The organism is Hymenobacter properus (genome assembly GCF_015694735.1).
Lineage (GTDB): Bacteria > Bacteroidota > Bacteroidia > Cytophagales > Hymenobacteraceae > Hymenobacter > Hymenobacter properus.
In genome coordinates this window covers 1,076,818-1,092,604 of the sequence record NZ_JADQDP010000001.1, presented here as the reverse complement: position 1 = coordinate 1,092,604, position 15,787 = coordinate 1,076,818, and the positions used below count along the sequence as shown (strand labels likewise).

Sequence of the window (15,787 nt, the reverse complement as noted above, 5' to 3'; positions counted from 1 at the left end):
TTGAGAAGTGATTCATTAGACAAGTTCCATGAAATTCAACGCTTTATGAATCATGGTTCAACTTATCCTGCACGGCTGGGAGGAAGGTATTTTAGCACTGGCGTCACCATGTACTTGAACAGCGGGTGTGGGCCAAATCTAAATAATTATTTTTCCATATGTGTATAAAAATTATTTGAATAGTCTCATTTATGTAAAGCTAAAGCACTACTCGATGGAGTTAAAATTGTACAAAAACTGACTGAAAAATTACAATTGATGAGCTTATTAAAATATTTAAAACACTGACATATGCATTAATATATATTAAGGGGTGAACAAGGGGTTGAGAATATCAGGTTTGTATGATATTTAAGAGAAATTTTTTAAATTATTTCCAAAAAATTCGCATCGAGCCAGCCAACCAATGTTTGGTAATCAGAACCATGCGCCGTACCGGATAACCAAAAGCTACAACTGGTGCCGATGCAGCTCCGATGTTGGCTAGCGCTGGCTTTGCCCTGGTCACAGGCAGCCAACGCCCCGGCAGGCACGCAAAAAGAGCCCGCAGTGGGCACTGCCGGCTCTTTTTGCGCAATCCTGAGCGGGCCCGATTACTTAATCAGGTTCAGGCGGATAACCTGAGTGCTCTTGCCCGTTACCAGGCGGGCGATGTACACGCCCTCCTGCAGGCCCCCGGCCAGCGGGAAGCTATAGCGCACGCCGGCTTCGGCGTTGCCGCTCGCCACGCGGGCCACCAGCCGGCCGCTGATGTCATACACCGCGAGCTGGTAGCTGGCGGCTTGCGGCAGTGTGAACTGCAGCACGGTAGAGGCCGAGAAGGGGTTGGGGTAGGCGTGCAGGCTCTCGTCGGGGCCGGCGGCCGGGGCCGAGGCCAGCGCGGTGCGGCTTTGCGTGGGCATGCTGCTGGAGAAGCCCAGCAGGAAGCGGCACTTGTCGAAGCCGTTGTTGACGGCCCCCAGGGCCTGGGTCATGTCGCCTACCGAGAGCATGGGGGCGGAGTTGTCGCCGCCGAGGGCGCGGTTGGCCATGTCATAGAGGTTCCCCACGGTGTAGCCCACGGCCGAGGCCGGGAAGGTGAACACCTCGGGGCTGCCGGTTGGGATGCCGCCCGTGCCGCAGGTGGTGGAGGGCTGCGTGGTCATGTATTGGGCCATGATGGTGAGGCTGCTCAGGGCGGAACTGCCCACCAGCCGCTGGTTCAGGCCCAGCGCAATAGTCTGGCCCAGGAGCGTATTGTCGAACTTGCCTTTCTTGAGCGGCACATTCAGCGGGCTGATGGCGCAATTCAGGGCATACGCCATGTTGTAGGCTGGGCCCGTGGCGTTCAGAAAGGCGCTGGGGTTGCCACCGGCGGGCATATTGGCGTTGAGGCAGGCGGCCCGGGCCGAGGTCATGATGAAGGTGTGCGTAGTGCCTTGGCCAATGACCAGCGGCGACGGCGCGAGCAGGCTGCTGATGAGTTCTACCGCCGTTTGCCCGTTGCAATACTTGCCGTTGGTGCTGCCGTAGAAGCCTTGCGTGAGCGTGCAGTACTGGTCGCAGGTGCTCACGTTTACGGTGGCCGTGCCGGTGGGCGTGCCCGAGCAGTTGGCGTCCGATACGGCCGTCAGCGTGTAGGTAGTGCCGGCCGTGGGGCTCACCGAGAACGTGTAGGGCGACGCCGTGATGCCGCTCACCGTCACGGGCGAGGTACCGTCCGAGTACGTCAGGGACCAGGGTTGGGCACCGGTCAGGGCCACTCGGAGCGTGGTGGCCTGGCCCATGCAAAGCGAGGCCCCGCCGCTGAGTGCGCCTGTGGGCAGGGCTTTAGCCACTACCGTGGCTGGGCCAGTGGTGCTGGGGCACAGCGTAGTGGCGTTGGTGGCCACCACGGTATAGGCCGCGCTGGCGCTCAGGCCCGTCCAGCTCAGGGCGTTGCCCGTGCCGGCCTGCGTGCTCACCGACGAGGCTCCGTTAAACAGCTCGTAGTTCACGCCCACCTCCGAGCCGGATAGGTCCACTATGCCGGCCGGCGTGCCGTTGTCGCAGTACGGAGTGCCCTTCAGCGCATAAACCGTGGGCAGGGCATTGGCCACCACTGCGGCCGTGCCCGAGGTGCTGGGACACAGCGTGGTGGTGTTAGTGGCCACCACTGAGTAAGTGCCCGCGCCCAACCCGGTCCAGCTCAGGGCGCTGCCGGTGCCCTGTTTCGTGCTCACCGACGCAGCGCCGTTGAACAACTCGTAGTTCACGCCCAGCTCCGAGCCGGACAGGCCAATGGTGCCGGCCGGCGTGCCATAGTCGCAATACGGGGTCCCGGTCAGTGTATAGACGGCCGGTAGCGCATTGGGTGTTATGGTCAGGATGTTGCTGGCGGCGGGGCAGCTCACCGCGCCGGCTGTGCCCGTGGCGATGGTGCTGATGGCCATGCGGCGGAAGTCAGTGGTCACGCTCAGGGCGCCGGGGTCGTAGGTGGGGCCCGTGGCGTTGGCAATGTCGGCGAAGGCGTTGGCGCCCGTGCGGCTCTGCCACTGGTAGCTGATAGTGCCCGCGCCAGTGGCGTCAGTGCTGCCAAAGGGTGGCGCGTCGAAGGGCGCGCAGCCCGGGCCGCCGCCGCTGATGCTGCCCGGGTTGATGCTGTTAATCTGCACCGACACCGAGCACGGCTGGTTGCCATAGCTCGCCTTGCTGATGACGACAGTCAAGGTATAGCTCCCGGTAGTTCCGGCCCGCACGCTCACGCTGGAAGTAGTGCCCGCCGACGTGGTGACGGTCGACGTCACGTCCTGCCCGTTCACCACCATCACCCCATTGCCGGTAATCGACCAGGTGTAGGTAGCGCCCGAAATGTCGGTCGTGGCCGTGTGCACCGTAACATCGCTGGCGCACACCGGTCCGGCCGCCGGTAGGTGGCAGGACGGGAAAATAATCCGGTCCACGTTTTTGAACGGAATCGTCTGCTTGCCCACGTTGATGTTATCAGCTGCCGGGGCCGTCACCCGCCCGGCCACAATGGCGGCCTGCAGGTTGCCGGTGGGGCTGCTGCCGGGGTTGCAGGCAATGCGCACGTCCACCCGCAAAATCAGGGTTTCGCCCGGGTCAAGGCCGGTCAGCGTCACGGTGCCCTCCAGAGTGCTGCCGCTTTGGAACAGCGGGCCCGTCAGGTGGGGGTTGATGAGGGTAGCCACGCTGCTGGTGCCGCCGGCGTTTTCAATCAGGCCGCTGTCGGTGTTGCCCGCCCCGGCGCCGTTGCTCACCACCCCGCGGTTCACTTGCACGGTGCCGAAGCTGCCCAGCGCCACGCCCGGCTGCCCGGTGGCATCGGCCAGGAAAGAATAGTCCAGCGCGATGGTTTGCACGCCCGCCGCGTTGGGGTTCACCGTGATTTCGGTGAGGTAAGTCACCACGTCGCCGCAAGTGAAATCGCCGCCTTCCAACGACTCCACCACGTCCATGTTTTTGCCAATGGTGCGGTCGTTGAAAGCGCCGCCGCCCGTGCTGTGGATGTAGGTGTAGGGGGCCGCCGCCACGAAATCGAGGCTAAAGTCGCCGCCCGAAACCACCGATGCGCCCAGCTTGTGTAGCGCCACCACCGTTTTGGTCTTGCTGGCCGGCCGGTGCGCTGGCGCCGCCGCTGCGGCCGCAAATGAAATGAATATAGCCAGCAGCAACGCCAGCCAGGGCAGCCGGGGGCCAGCAGCGCGCAGCATGGTCGCGGCGGCTGCCGGGGCATTTGAACAACTAGGAAGGGTTCCCGCAGTGGCGTGGCAGCATGCAGGTGTAGGGGTAGGGCATAGCTTCTCCATGATGAATGGGGTTTAACAATAAGCAGTAAGGGAGCGTGAAAGAGCGCGGGGTGGGACTGCCAGGCAGGTACCCGCCGGCCCAGGCCCCGCCAGGGCGGGACGGCCGGAACCAACAAACCGGATGCGCGACAACGGGCGCCAGTGGGCCGCCCAAACGCATGCGCCAGCCTGCCTCCGGGGCAGGCACAATCGGCAGAAAGCAGGGGCCGAGGCTACGGCTCAGGTCGACAACTGAGGGGCAGCAACACGAACTTCGAAGTAATACAAAGGTAATTTGTCAATAAAAAATTGCATTGTATAAATGCGACTTTTATTGATTTTCTGGTAAAAGTTTAGCCCTGACTTGCCGCTCCTGCAAGAAATACGAAGCCGGCGTGCGGCCCGTAAAGCGCCGAAAATCCCGAATCAGGTGCGCCTGGTCATAGTAGCCGCACTGGTGCGTCACGTCCTGCCAGTTCACCAGCGGCTGGGCCTGCAGCTGCTCCACCACGTAGCGGAAGCGGCTGATTTCGGCAAACAGCTTGGGTGCCACGCCCACCACCTCCCGGAACCTCCGCTCAAACTGTCGGCGGCACAGGTGAGCGCCGGCGGCCAGCTGGTCGATGCTCACCTGGCCGTGCCGCTGCAGCACCCCGGCGGCCAAGGCCTCCAGGGCCGTGGGCCACTCATCGGGGCCGGTTTCGGCCAGCAGCAGGGCCTCGGCGACGGCGGCGTGGGCGGCGGCAGTGCGGACACTGGCCAGCTGCGCCGCCAGCGCCCGCACAAAAGCGCCGGCGCGCCCAGCCAGCGCCGGTCCGGCTTCGGCGGCGCGGGTCATCGAAAGGCCAAACAGCCGGTAAAACCCCGTGGGGTGAAACGTGATGCCCAGCAGCCCCGTGCCGGGCGAGCACCGCAACTCCAGCCGCTGGTACGACGCCGGCCGGCACAGCCAGTCGGCAGCGGGCTGGCCCGGCGCAGCGGCGCAGCGAAAGAAAAGCGCAGGCGTGGGCGAGGGCAGCACAACCTGCGGACGCATCACTTCTCCGTCGGCTACCGGCTCAAAAGCCCAGTAATGGTCCACCACGTGCCGCAGCGCCGGCAGGGGCTCAAATGCTTGCCAGTTGGTGTACGCCATGCGGATGAGAATAAGAAGATAATTTTATAATATTAAACTTTTTATATATAAAGACAACATGATTTTAATCAACTGGCAGTGAAATAGTCGAAACAGGCTGCCAGTCAGCAGGCGGCCCTGTACCCTTTGGCCGGGGAGGAGGGGGCCTTGCCCCGGCCCGTAACGAGAAAACAAAAAGGCCTCCATCAGTCGATGGAGGCCTTTGGTGAGCTGAGCGAGCAGCGTCGGGCTAGTTGGGGCCCTGTTCTTCGGGCAGGGTGTAGGCCCGGTCGCTGGGGTTGGTGAGCTCGCGGGGCAGGTTTTCGTCGGACGCCGGGGCGGGGCCGGTGAGGGTGCGCTCCTGCGTGTCCATGCGCAGCGAGTCGTCCATCTCATCGGCTTTTTCCTGGCCGGAAGCGTTATTGTCGTCGAGCTGCTGGCCGTAGGTTTCGGCGTTGAGCATGGGCGTGGAGGCGCCGTCTTCGGCGTTGGGCTCCTCGTTGAAGGTGTTGGGTTGGTCGGGAGACATGGGGCGAGCGAAAAAGGTAAAAGCAGGAGCTTATTTGTCGTCGTTGTTGGGGTAGTTGGCGTCGGCGTCCTCGTCGCGGGTGTTGTGGGTGCCGCCGCCGGCGTAGCGCGGGTCGTCGATGGCCCAGGCTTTGCGCAGCTCCTCGTTATCGTCGGTGCTGGCTTCTACAGCGGCTACTAGGCCGGGGGCCTGGTTTTGCACCACGTGGCCGGGCTGGTCTTCGGCGCGGTCGGGGGCGTTTTGGGCTTGCTTCTCCCGGTCGCGGAACTCGCTGAACTCGTCGGGGTTGTCGTTGGCACCGCTGCGGCCGGGGGCGCTGTTGGTGGGGGCGGCGTAGTTAGCGGCCGTGGGGCCCGAGGCGGGTACCCCGCCAAACTCGCCGTAGTTGGGGCTGCTGGCGTTCACGGCCGGGTCGTTCGGGTTGGGGCGGGCGGTGGCGGCGCGCTGCTGCTGGTCTTCGGGGCGGAAGTCGTTTTCGGACGGCTGGGATGAGTTTTGCGTATCCATGGGGAAAGAAGAAGGGAAAGAAAGAAAACCAAACGGGCCGGGCCCATCTTTACCCTGCTGTACGCAAACCAGCCGCCGCCGTTTACTTTCCGGCCGCAGGCCATCCATTTCCACCCACTACTTATTGTTTACATGGCCGTTAACCACAACACCGCCGACCAGGAATTCACCGTCATCCGCGACGGCTACACCGCCGAGCTCGCCTACGCCCGCCCCGCCGACGGCGTCATCGACTTCACCCACACCTTCGTCGACGAGGGCCTGCGCGGCCAGGGCGTGGCCGACGAGCTGGCCCGCGCCGGCCTGGCCTTCGCCCGCGAAAACCACCTCAAGGTCAAAACCACCTGCACCTTCATGCACGGCTTCGTGAAGCGTCACCACGACGAGTACGCCGATATCCTGGCTTAAGAAATCGGCCGTCTGTCATTGCGAGGATGCACGACGAAGCAATCCGTCCTGTTCTCAGCGACCAACTCAATAATGTGACAAACCTTTTCTAAAACGCAAAAAAGCCCCGGTACCATTGCGGTACCGGGGCTTTTTGGTAAAAGGCGTGTCTGGTGTTGAGAGGACGGATTAGCTGCGCTGAACTTCGTTTGCCGCGTTGCGTCTCCGCTTGATGCGCGGAATGCTCCACTCGCAATGACAGACGACGCTTGTTGGCTTAGCGCACCACTACGCGGCCGGTATACGTCACCTCCTCGCAGAGCACGCGGATGGCGTAGATGCCGGCGGGCAGGCCGCGCAGGTCCACGGGCACGGCGTCGGTGGCGCTGAGCTGGGCGGCGCGCTGGCGCACGGGGCGGCCCAGCAGGTCGAGCACTTCGATGGTGGCGGGGCGGGCCGAGGGCACGCCGGGCAGGCGCAGCTGCACGGTTTCGGAAGCCGGGTTGGGGTAAATTTCGAGGGTGTTGCGCAGCACTGCGGCGGTGCGGCCGGCCAGCGGCACGTAGCAGGCGGTGCTGGTGTAGGAGCCCACACCGGCGTAGTTGTCGACGCCGCCGGCGCTCCAGGTGCTGCTGCCGTTGGGGCCGTTCCAGCGGCCGCCCTGGCTGGTGGTGGGCTGGCGCACGAGGGTATTATTCAGGGTCGAGCCGCCGGGTACGGTCCACTCGGTAGGGCGCTGGCCGATGACGCCGATGACGTCGAGCGTGTCGGTGCCGTCGAAGAGGGCAATGGCGTCGTCGCCGTTGAAGAAGGCCACGTTGCTCTGGATGTCGGCCTGAGCGGCCACTCCAGTATCCACCACGCCGGTGTTGGCAATGACGTACACATCACCGGGGGCAATGGTGCCGGTCAGGGCCTGCGTGGCGGTGGGGGTGGTGGCGCCGTTGGCGTAAAGCACCACGCTCTTGCCGGCCAGCGGCATGGGGCTCAGCGTGGGGTTATAAATCTCCAGCACCTTGGTGTTGGTGGCCGAGCCTTCCACGTACTGCGAGAAATAGGGCTTGGTGCAGGGCGCGCCGGCCGGGGCCGCGTCGTCGTTCAGAATCGTCAGCGTGTGGGTGTTGGGCTGGCCCACGATGATGGTGGCGTTGGAGGGCGTGCCCAGGCGCAGGCGCACGGTTTCGTTGGGCTCAAAGGTCACATCCCCGTTCACCGTGATGGTGATGGCCTGCGTGAGGGCCGTGTTGCTGAAGGTGAGGCTGGTGGTATTCAGCACGTAGTCGGTGGTGGCGGTGGCGGTGCTGTTGGCCGCGTCCACACTCACCGGCACGGTGAAGGTGCCGGTGGGCAGGGTGCCGCTGGCCGTCACGTTCACGGTGTAGGTGCTGGTGCCAGAGTTTCCTTCGGCGATGCTGCCGGTGGCGGTGGCAAAATTCACCATGGGCGGGGTGCCGTCGTCGTTGGTGATGGTGAGCGTGTGAATACCGGGCGAGCCCACGCTGTTGCCGGTGCTGGGGTTGGTCAGGGTCAGGATGACGGTTTCGTCGGCTTCGGGCTGGGTGTCGCCGTTCACGGTGATGGTCACCGTTTGGGAGGTGCTGCCGGCCGGGAAAGTTACCGTGGTGGGCGAGGTGAAGGCAAAGTCGGTGCCGTTGGTGGCGGTCGAATTGGTGCCGTCTACGTTCACCTGCACGGTGGTAGCCGCGGTGGCGGCGGGAGCCAGGTTCAACGTAACGGTGTAGGTGCTGGTGCCGGTGTTGCCTTCGGTGATGCTGCCGGCGGCCGTAGCGAAGCTGAACACCGGGCCGGGAGGCGTGAGGCCCCAGGCGGTAGCTACGGTTTCGGGGTGCTCGATGTAGGGGTTGTAATTGCCCTGGCTCACGGCCACGCGGCGGTTGCGCTCAATCTCGTGGGCGTCGACCGGGTCGGCCAGGTGCCAGGCGTAGAGCGTGTTGATGTCGGCGATGGAGCTGATGTTGTTGTGGCCGGTCGCAATCAGGTCGGGCTGATTGGCGTGCATCGTGTAGAAGTAGAAGATGGAGCGCGCCACGTTGCCTTTGTGGTCTTCGCGGGGCTCAAACTGGGTGTTGGTGTCCTCGCTCCACTCGGCGATATTCGTCGTGGGAATGGTGCTCTGGCTCACCAGCAGGCGCATCCAGGTCTGGGTCTGCGCGTCCGGGATTTCGGCGTAGGGGTCCGAGCCGCGCAGGTTGTTCCAAGTGTCGTAGGTGGGGTAGAGGTGGTGCATGTCGGAGCGCATGCGCACCGTTTGGTTGAACCACGACTGCGGCACCGTGTGCTCGCAGTTGATGCGGTTGACGGTGGTGGTGCTGGTGTTGGTGGTGCTGTAGGGCACAGTTTCCTGGTAGCCCGAGTACACGCAGGTCACCAGGTTGTTGTAGTTGTCGGCGTAGTTATACATTTTGCCGCGGGCCGTGGCGTAGCTCAGCTCCACGCGCTTGCCGTCGTACCAGTTGGTGCGGTACCAGTCGCGCAGGGCCACACCCGACAGATTGGTGGGGGCCGCCGGGGGCATGGGCGGCGCTGTTTGGGCGTGCAGGGCGGCGGGCACGAGGCCCAGCACCAGCAGGCACGAAGTGAAAAGGTGTTTCATAGGAACTTGGGAACTTGGGGTCTTAAGAACCAGGATGGGAATAAATAAGAGGTGAGGCCGGAGAAGCTAAAAGCGGCGGGCCCGGAAATACCAGGGCCAACCGGGAACTACAAAGGTACGGATTGTGCCGTAGGCTGGGGGCTGCCCCACCGTTACGAAACCGAGAAGCCTTCGGCCGTAAGCCTTACTTTCGCCCCATCAAGTCCCCATCTCCCTAAGCCTTCAAGCCCCAAATAACCATGGCCGACATCACCCCCGCCGAACTCCACCAGCGCCAGCAAGCCGGCGAAACCCCCACCATCATCGACGTGCGCGAGCCTTGGGAGCACGACGAAGCTCGCATAGCCGGCGCCCAGAACATCCCCCTGGGCACCCTGCCCGACAAACTCGACGACCTCGACGAGTGGAAAAACCAGGAAATCATCGTGCACTGCAAAGGCGGCGGCCGCTCGGCCTCGGCCAAGGCCTTCCTCACCCAGCAGGGCTTCACCAACGTGCGCAACCTGCTGGGCGGCTACCAGGCCTACGCGGCGGAGGGCAAGTAAGCCAAGCCGTTAGCACGATATAAAAACGTCATGCAGAGCGAAAGCGAAGCATCTCGCGTGCAGTAGTAAGGATTTACTCTTGCACGCGAGACGCTTCGCTTTCGCTCTGCATGACGTTTTTTACTCAGCACTCAGCACTCAGCACTCAGCACTCACCGGCTACTGGGCTCTTCCATATTCAGGTCGTTGTCGAAGGGGCTTTTGGTAAAGGGGTGTTTTAGCTGTTTCCAGTAGCCTTTGGGGTAAGCGCCTTCGCGTACGCCCGTGGCCTCGGGCCAGGCCGTGCCAGGCAGGTAGTAGGTGCCGAAAAGCCGGTCAATCAAGGGGAAGTGAATGGCGAAGTTCTTGCCGTAGTGGGCCGGGTCTTCGCAGTGGTGCCAGTGGTGGTACTGCGGCGTCACGAGCAGGTACTTCACCCAGCCAAAGTTGAGGCGCGTGTTGGCATGAATCAGTACTGCGTGAATGGATACGAAGAGGATGTAGGCGTTGAAGGTGAGCGACGAAAACCCGCACACATAGAGCGGAATGAACGAGATGGAGCGCGTCACGAAAATGTCCACAAAGTGCGTGCGCGAGCCCGCCAGCCAGTCCATGGCCTGGGTGGAGTGGTGCACCGAGTGAAAGCGCCACAAGTACACGTGGGAGTGAAACAAGCGGTGCGCCAAGTACTGAAACAAGTCCGTCACGAAGAGCGCCAGCACGAAGCCCGCCACAAAAGGCAGCTGCTGCACCCAGTGTTGAAACGGCGCCAGCCCCATCCAGCCAAACAGGAGCTTGGCCGGCGCCTGCGTAATCACGCCAAAAAACTGCACAAACAAGTGGCTGACCGTGAAGTACACCAAATCGGTGCGCCACTCGGCGTGGAAGCGCGACTGCCGCTTGTTCTGCGGGAAGAACATTTCGATGGGCACGAAAATCACGGCCAGCAGCAGCAGGTCAATCAGCAGCCAGTCGAGGCCCACGTGCCAAATCGTTTTCTCCACTGCCCGCGGCTGCACCGCAAACCCGCCCGTGACCACCGCCATAGCTGCAATGCCGATGCCCGTCAAGGGCAACTTCTTCTGCTGGCTCAGCAGGTAGCTCACCGTCGCAAACAGAAACGACGCCACGATGACGGCCATGAGCACCGTTTTCATCATCTCGCCCGTGTACAGCTCGCGGAACTCCGGCGTGGTAAGGTACTCCGGGTAGTGAAAGCACAGCACCGCGGCCATGGCCAGCACGGCCAGAAAAACAGACGCATTGCCGCTGATAACGCCCTCGCCAATGCGTAAGCGCTGGGGCGAAGGTTTCTGCAGGGTGTTCATATATGGTAGCAAGTTGGTTGGGGCCGCCGCAGCCAGAGAAGCCGCTTGGCGCTGCGGGTAGTGTAAAGGTGTCGGCCCGCTGATGTTGCTACCAAATTTATTTTGAGTAATTAGGGACTTTGTGAAAGAAGTTTTACGCGAAATAAAATATTGATTTACAAGATAAAATGATTTCGAAAACCAGCTTTGAAAGGGGTATTTTTATGGGCTTTCCTGGGCGTCTTAGACGCGTTTTGCCATCAAGGAAGCGTATGGTTTCCCTGTTACCGGGCGTTGATATATCAATTCGACTAAGTTGAGAGAAGTGTTTTTCACTGCCTGATGCGTATTCCCCTATTCGCTGCTCCCAACGGTCAACCAAAGCTTCGGTCAAGCGAAGTGCTGTATCGGTTCTTCACGGTTGCCAGCGTTGCCAGTCTGGCGCTCAGCTTGTGGGCCGCTCCCTATTATGAGGCAAATCAACAGCCGGGATTCTGGATGGGGTTGGCTTTATACAATGCTGTCGGTGTTTGTCCCTTGTTGGTTTTTCTTCAATTTATAACTGGATTCTACCTATCAGTCAGAGATTTTGAAAAACCGGTGGATAAGAGGCGACTGGTTTATGGCACCTTATTATCCCTGGTCGTTTTCTGGGCCAACCTGTTTTTCGGCGTAGCCGGACCATTCTTCGATTCCTGGGACTAAACTCCCATCACCAGCCGCCCGTCGGCCGCGTAGGCCAGCTCGCCGCGGTCCACCAGCTCGCGCACGGTGGCCGTCACGGCCGTCGCGTCTTTGGGCGCAAAAGCGGCCAGTAGCTCGCGGGGGGCCAGCGCCCCCTGGCGCACCTGCGTCAGGATGGGCTCGCGCAGGGAAGGTGCGGGGGCTGCCTGAGCGGCTTTTTTCTCGGCCAGGCAAATGTCGCAGATGCCGCAGCGGGCCGGGTCGGCCTCGTCGAAGTAGGTGAGCAGCAGTATCTGGCGGCAGCGGGTGCCGCTCAGGTACTGCGCCACGGCCTGGGTTTTGGCGCGGGCCAGGTCGCGGGCGGCCGTCATCTTCACCTGGTCGAGGGGCAGCTTGCTGGCATCGTAGCGCGGCGTGGTGAACAGGGCCTGCGGCGACTCCTGCCGCGGCTGGTAGTGTAGGATGCCGGCCGTGTGCAGGTAGCGCAGCTGCTGGCGCACTTCTACCACGCTGCGGCGCAGGTGGGTGGCCAGCGCATTCTCCGAAATGGTCTGGAAATCCGAAAACAGCTCGCCGCCGTGCAGGCGCAGCAGGGCTTTTATCAGCAGGTCGTGCTGGGCATTGGCTACCTGAAAGGCGTACAAATCCTGATGACTCAGAATGAGGTGCACCCGCGCCGGCTGGTTCACGGCCTCGTTGAGCTGCACGAAGCCCTCGCGCTGCAAAATCTTGAGCGAGTTGTGCGCGTCCACGGCCTTGATGCGGTAGGTTTCGGCAAACTGCTGCATGTCAAACTCAAACGCGGCCAGCTCGCCCCCGCCCACCGCCGTTTGGGAGTAGTTGGCCAGGGCCTGGTACACGCGCTTCACCGTATCCAGGGGCGGAAACGACTGGTTGGTGCGGCGGCGCAGCTCGTCGCTGTCGTTGGGTCCGGCCAGCAGCACGGCAAAGGCGTTGAGGCCGTCGCGCCCGGCACGGCCGGCTTCCTGGTAGTAGGCTTCCAGGGTGTCAGGAGCATCGAGGTGCAGCACCAGGCGCACGGTGGGCTTGTCGATGCCCATGCCGAAGGCGTTGGTGGCCACAATGAGGCGCGTTCGGTCCTGAATCCAGTCCTGCTGCACCTTGGTGCGCTTTTCGGCCGGCAGGCCGGCGTGGTAGGCAGCGGCCGAAAAGCGGTGCTGCTGCAAGAAGGTGGCCGTGTCTTCGGTTTGCCGCCGGGTGCGGGCGTACACGATGCCGGTTTTGTCGGGGCCCACGCCGCGCAGCACCTCCAGCAGCCGGCGCAGCTTGTCCTCCGTCTGCAGCACCGAGTACGACAGCCGGGGCCGCGCAAAGCTCTGCCGAAACACCCCAAAGCCCGGCCGGAACCGCAGCTTCTCCACAATGTCGGCCTGCACCTGGGCCGTGGCCGTGGCCGTGAGGGCGATGACCGGCGTGCCCGGCGGCAGCTTCTCGCGCAGCTCGGCAATGCGTAGGTAGGGCGGCCGGAAGTCGTAGCCCCACTGCGAGAGGCAGTGGGCCTCGTCCACGGCCAGCAGGCCCACGTGCATCTTGGCCACCCGCACCTGGAACAGCTCCGTGAGCAGGCGCTCAGGCGACACATACAGGAACTTCACGTTGCGGCCGTACACGCAGTTGTCCAGCGCGTGGTCGATTTCCTGGTGGCTCATGCCCGCGTATATGGCCTCGGCCTTGAGCCCGCGGCGGCGCAGGTTGTCCACCTGGTCCTTCATCAAGGCAATGAGCGGCGACACCACGATGCAGATGCCCGGCCGGGCCAGGGCCGGCACCTGAAAGCAGATGCTTTTGCCACCGCCGGTGGGCAGCAGCGCCAGCGTGTCGTGCCCATTGAGCACGGAGTTGATGATGTCCTCCTGCCCGGGGCGAAATTTTTCGTGCCCCCAATGCTCACGCAGCAGGGCCAGGGGCGCGAATTCGGTGGGAGAGGGGGACATGGGGGCGAAGATACGGGCGCTGCTCAACCGGTGGTAGCTTGCCGGGCGCCCGCACCGCACTCCTAATATGCCGCGATTCGAGTGGTTCTTTTAATAAAATTTCGGCTAGCGCGGCTGCTTCTGAGGCGGAAGTTGCGCCACGAAGCCGGCAGCGCGGTGCATCTGTCATCGGCGAAGAAAATATGTAAACTTGTGCTGTTCATTTAAACCGACGAACAATACCTCGCGCTGTTCCATCCGAATGGCTTCCCCCTCGTTCCGGCTATTGTGGTCCAATAAAGCCGACCTTTGCTACCGTCTACCTCCGAACCTGCCGCCACGATGCCCCTGGCCCACCCATCGACCAACCTGCTGCCCGTTTTCAACGCCCTGCCCGGGGCTACGCTGCTGCTGTCGCCGGACTGGGTGATTGTGGCGGCCAGCGACGACTATCTGGCCGCGACGCTAGCCGAGCGGGAGGCCATCATCGGAGAATTTATCTTCGATGCTTTTCCCGACAACCCGCTCACCCCCGAGGCCAATGCCGTGGCCAACGTGCGCGCTTCGCTGGAGCAGGTGCTGGCCACTCGCCAACCGCACGACATGGCCCCGCAGCACTACGACGTGCCCGACCGTGCCCACCCCGGCCGGTTTGTGGAGCGCCACTGGCTGCCGCGCCACACCCCTGTGCTCGACGCGGCCGGGGAGGTGGAGTACATCATCCAATCGGTGCAGGACATCACGGCCAGCCGCGTGGCCGCGCAGCGTCTGCGCGAAAGCCGGGCCAGCGAGCAGGCGGCGCACGCCGAGGCTGCCTATCACCGCCACGAATTGCAACACTTTCTGGAGGTGGCCCCGGTGGCCGTGGCCCTGTACCAGGGCCCGGAGCACCGCGTGGAGTTTGCCAACGCCACCACGCTGGCCATCTGGGGCCGCACGCGGGAGGCCGTGCTGCACCGGCCCGTGTTTGAGGTGATGCCCGAAGCTGCCACGCCCGAGGTGCTGGCTATTTTTGAGCGGGTGTTCACCCTGGGCCAGCCGCACCTAGCCAGCGAGCAGGCCTCCATCATTTTCCGCCACGGCCGGCAGGAAACGGTGTATTGGAACATGGTGTTTGAGCCCCAGCGCGGGCCCGACGGCCGCGTGAAGGGCATTTTCACAGTGGGCACCGAAGTGACCGAGCAGGTGCGGGCCCGGCAGCAGGTGGAGCAGCTCAACCAGGCCCTCGAAACCCGCGTGCAGGCCCGCACGGCCGAGCTGCGAGAAAGCGAAGCCCGCTTCCGCATCATGGCCGACGCGGCGCCCAACCAGGTATGGGCCGTGCACCCAGACGGGTCCATCCGCTACACTAACCGCGCCTTTCTCGACTTCGTGGGCCTCGAAACCGAGCAGCAGTACAGCGCCACCGGCTGGGGACCCTACCTGCACCCCGACGAGCGGGAGCTGGCCCAGGCCACGCTGGTGGAGGCCATTGCGCAGCGCCGGCCCTACGTGCTGGAGCACCGCATGCGGCGCTATGATGGGCAGTACCGCTGGCTGCTGGCCCAGGGCGCGCCCAGCTTCCTGGCGGGCGGCGAGCTGTACGGCTACGTGGGCTCGGCCATCGACATCACCGAGCTCAAGCTGGCCAACGAGCAGCTGCGGCGCACCAACGCCGACCTCGACAACTTCATCTACACCGCCTCGCACGACTTGAAGGCCCCCATCGCCAACATCGAAGGCCTGCTCACGCTACTGCGCGAAGAACTGCCGCCGGCCGTGGCCGCGCACGAAACCATTGGCCCCACGCTGGTGCGCATGCTCGACTCGGTGGAGCGTTTCAAGCGTACCCTCGACCACCTCACCGCCGTGTCGAAGCTCCAGAAGGAGCATGCGCCTTCGTTAAGCGCCGTCGACCTGGCCGCCGTGGTCGAAGACGTGCGCCTCGACCTGGCCCCGCTGCTGCGCGAAACCAACGCCGAGCTCCGCGTGCACCTCGACGGCTTGCCGGCCGTGGCCTTCGCGGAAAAGAACCTGCGCAGCATCGTGTACAACCTGCTCAGCAACGCCCTCAAGTACCACCACCCCGACCGCCGGCCCCACGTGGACGTGCGCGGCCACCAGCGCGTGGGTTTCACGGTGCTCGAAGTGCACGACAACGGCCTGGGCATAGCGGCGCACCAGCTGCCCAAGCTGTTCACCATGTTTCAGCGCTTTCACGACCACGTGGAGGGCTCGGGCGTCGGCCTCTACATGGTGAAGCGCATGGTGGAAAATGCCGGCGGCCGGGTAGAGGTGCACTCCCAGCTTGGGGCCGGTACCACCTTCTTCGTGCACCTGCCCTTGGCCGAAAGCAACCAGGGCTGAGGGCGCTTGGTGGCGAGACGCCAATGCAGCCAGTACTTAAGGGTAGCCGCTTGCTAAGGAATAGGCCGAATAAA

At 63.1% G+C, this 15,787-nt stretch carries 11 protein-coding genes; 4 read left to right on the top strand and 7 right to left on the bottom strand.

Annotation, left to right across the window (positions count from 1 at the left end; translation table 11 throughout):
• Positions 1 to 593: 593 nt before the first annotated feature.
• From I2I01_RS04715 to I2I01_RS04700, 4 genes are all read right to left on the bottom strand, one after another.
• A complete protein-coding gene (locus I2I01_RS04715; protein ID WP_196285253.1) occupies positions 594 to 3,692 on the bottom strand; it encodes a T9SS type A sorting domain-containing protein in 3,099 nt (1,032 codons plus the stop codon).
• Between the two features lie 406 nt (positions 3,693 to 4,098).
• A complete protein-coding gene (locus tag I2I01_RS04710) occupies positions 4,099 to 4,902 on the bottom strand; it encodes a helix-turn-helix domain-containing protein (RefSeq protein ID WP_196285252.1) in 804 nt (267 codons plus the stop codon).
• 229 nt (positions 4,903 to 5,131) lie between these two features.
• Complete coding sequence (locus I2I01_RS04705) at positions 5,132 to 5,410, bottom strand: hypothetical protein (RefSeq protein ID WP_196285251.1); 279 nt, start codon at positions 5,408 to 5,410, stop codon at positions 5,132 to 5,134.
• Between the two features lie 30 nt (positions 5,411 to 5,440).
• Positions 5,441 to 5,917 carry a hypothetical protein gene (locus I2I01_RS04700; RefSeq protein WP_196285250.1) on the bottom strand — a complete coding sequence of 159 codons (477 nt, stop codon included), beginning with the start codon at positions 5,915 to 5,917 and terminating at the stop codon, positions 5,441 to 5,443.
• A 132-nt stretch (positions 5,918 to 6,049) separates the two neighbouring features.
• Here I2I01_RS04700 and I2I01_RS04695 point away from each other — a divergent pair, with 132 nt between their 5' ends.
• On the top strand, positions 6,050 to 6,325 hold the full coding sequence (locus tag I2I01_RS04695) for a GNAT family N-acetyltransferase (RefSeq protein WP_196285249.1): 276 nt from the start codon (positions 6,050 to 6,052) through the stop codon (positions 6,323 to 6,325).
• Positions 6,326 to 6,581: 256 nt separating this feature from the next.
• Here the strand turns inward: I2I01_RS04695 and I2I01_RS04690 are convergent, their stop codons facing one another.
• Complete coding sequence (locus tag I2I01_RS04690) at positions 6,582 to 8,918, bottom strand: endonuclease (protein ID WP_196285248.1); 2,337 nt, start codon at positions 8,916 to 8,918, stop codon at positions 6,582 to 6,584.
• A 239-nt stretch (positions 8,919 to 9,157) separates the two neighbouring features.
• Between I2I01_RS04690 and I2I01_RS04685 the strand changes: the two genes are divergently transcribed.
• On the top strand, positions 9,158 to 9,463 hold the full coding sequence (locus tag I2I01_RS04685; protein WP_196285247.1) for a rhodanese-like domain-containing protein: 306 nt from the start codon (positions 9,158 to 9,160) through the stop codon (positions 9,461 to 9,463).
• Between the two features lie 152 nt (positions 9,464 to 9,615).
• On the opposite strand, the gene I2I01_RS04680 is transcribed toward I2I01_RS04685, so the two are convergent.
• Positions 9,616 to 10,770 (bottom strand): sterol desaturase family protein, encoded by a 1,155-nt coding sequence (locus I2I01_RS04680; RefSeq protein ID WP_196285246.1) that lies wholly within the window; start codon positions 10,768 to 10,770, stop codon positions 9,616 to 9,618.
• A 321-nt stretch (positions 10,771 to 11,091) separates the two neighbouring features.
• Here I2I01_RS04680 and I2I01_RS04675 point away from each other — a divergent pair, with 321 nt between their 5' ends.
• Positions 11,092 to 11,454: a hypothetical protein gene (locus I2I01_RS04675; protein WP_196285245.1), complete on the top strand. Its 363-nt coding sequence runs from the start codon at positions 11,092 to 11,094 to the stop codon at positions 11,452 to 11,454.
• On the opposite strand, the gene I2I01_RS04670 is transcribed toward I2I01_RS04675, so the two are convergent.
• Positions 11,451 to 13,388, bottom strand: coding sequence for a RecQ family ATP-dependent DNA helicase (locus I2I01_RS04670; protein WP_196285244.1), 1,938 nt, complete (start codon positions 13,386 to 13,388; stop codon positions 11,451 to 11,453). The genes I2I01_RS04675 and I2I01_RS04670 overlap by 4 nt on opposite strands.
• Positions 13,389 to 13,709: 321 nt before the next feature.
• Here I2I01_RS04670 and I2I01_RS04665 point away from each other — a divergent pair, with 321 nt between their 5' ends.
• On the top strand, positions 13,710 to 15,713 hold the full coding sequence (locus tag I2I01_RS04665; RefSeq protein ID WP_196285243.1) for a PAS domain-containing sensor histidine kinase: 2,004 nt from the start codon (positions 13,710 to 13,712) through the stop codon (positions 15,711 to 15,713).
• Positions 15,714 to 15,787: the final 74 nt, after the last annotated feature.